Here is a 1,585-nt window from a genome sequence, read left to right on the forward strand (position 1 = left end):
GTTCCTCGTCTGTTGCTTGTTTCCAAGCATCAATTCCTAATTCTTGGATGTGCATTTTTTGTTGGCTATTTATTAGCTTTTAGCAGCATTCCGACAGAGGTTTTACCATAATGCACGAACTGGACGTGGTTTAGTTGGTTCTTTTTGTTTAGGGGGCTGCTCTACTTTTACTGGAGGCAAAAGTCTTTGTACTGGAGGAGTTATAACTACTACTGGAGGTATGTTTACTTTCACTCCCGAACAAACGGCAAGGGACGGAAATAAGGAATAATCAAGCGTTACATTGGCGGCTGCAATCTTTGCACAGGCGGTTGCAAGCTCTAATTGACCCCGAAGTGCGATCGCATTATTATCTAAATCTATTCTCTTTATCCGATTCTCGATTAAACGTCGATGTTGAATTGCTACATTGCCTCCTAATGGGATAGTAAGAGTTGCAGCAACACCGTTACTCCCAGAATGGGAATAAGCCGATACATTGATACTGGGTGTAGGAGCGCTAACCCCTGGAGAAAACTCATAAATACTACCATTATTGTTGTTTATCTGTACATTCTCTAAAGAACCGTTTTGGCTCAAAACGTTGGTAGACTCACTATTACTATTACTACCAGCATTGTTAGAATTACTTGATTCTATACTAGGTGACGTAAATTGATTTTGTTCTTGTGCTTGTTGTTGCGATTGTGAAGCGGGTTCGATAATTGCTGGTGGTGATGGTGGAAGTTGAGGCATTATTTTAATTTCCTTATTTTCTTTTGTTTAATAGATTAGAAAGAAAAAACCTTGCTTGTAATAAGTAGCTGGGACTAATCAAACCCTCAATAGCTTGAATTACCCAACCCTCGCTGACTAAAGCTTTCAGGGCTTTTGCGGAAGCCAATCTATCTTACAGATAATTCAGCATTCCTACTTATCAAGTAAAAGATAAAGAACAAATAATCTTATTTTTAAAGATAAATTTGTTTTTGTTTTATTTTTTAGTGTTCTAGGATCTGCAAACATCTCCCAAGAAGCAAACTCAATTAAAGTAGTTTCAACTGTATTTGATGCTGGTTTAATTGGATAGTATTTTTTAGCAGCTTCATTGAAACTTAGGTGCAATTCTTCATCGCTCATTTTAGTCTCCCATTGTTTAAAGAGAATACAGTTGTTTAATATTTTATAAACAACTGTGTTTTCGTTTATTTCTTACTAGAAGTTATCTGTTTGCACTTGATGCGTATATTCATTACCATTAAATGAAAACTGCTCATAACCTTTAGAAATATCTTGTTGGCTATAAGTAACAGTTTCTTTTTGTGAAGAATTAACAATTATAGCAATGGGGTCAGGGTTAATAGGACTTGTAGAACCTGTAGCGGTTCCAGATAATTTGCCATCTTTTAAAGTAACAGAAGCGGTTGCATGAGGTGCATAGGATTCGGCTTTAACAGATTGGCTAAAGTTTTCTTGGGTTCCGGTACTGTTACGAACACTTGACAACTCAGTTTTACCATGCCCATAAACATTACGAGTTGTGGTACTGTTTGTAACAACACTTCCTGCAAAAGCGGAAGTAGAAATTAAACTTAAACCGATAGCT

Annotated in this window: 3 protein-coding genes; all 3 read right to left on the bottom strand. The window is 36.8% G+C overall.

The annotated features are described in order from the left end of the window. Window positions 1-102: 102 nt before the first annotated feature. Window positions 103-735 (bottom strand): hypothetical protein, encoded by a 633-nt coding sequence (locus AC2VE5_RS27200; protein WP_486890650.1) that lies wholly within the window; start codon window positions 733-735, stop codon window positions 103-105. A 174-nt stretch (window positions 736-909) separates the two neighbouring features. Continuing rightward, window positions 910-1,119 carry a hypothetical protein gene (locus AC2VE5_RS27205; protein WP_486890651.1) on the bottom strand — a complete coding sequence of 70 codons (210 nt, stop codon included), beginning with the start codon at window positions 1,117-1,119 and terminating at the stop codon, window positions 910-912. Window positions 1,120-1,194: 75 nt separating this feature from the next. Next, on the bottom strand, window positions 1,195-1,585 hold a 391-nt coding region (locus AC2VE5_RS27210; protein ID WP_486890652.1), incomplete at its 5' end, for a hypothetical protein.

This window comes from Aliterella sp. E5.1, from assembly GCF_057473825.1.

Excerpts from the sequence above, each read along its gene's own strand:
- AC2VE5_RS27200 (WP_486890650.1), bottom strand. The coding sequence starts at position 735 with ATGCCTCAACTTCCACCATCACCACCAGCAATTATCGAACCCGCTTCA.
- AC2VE5_RS27205 (WP_486890651.1), bottom strand. The coding sequence starts at position 1,119 with ATGAGCGATGAAGAATTGCACCTAAGTTTCAATGAAGCTGCTAAAAAA.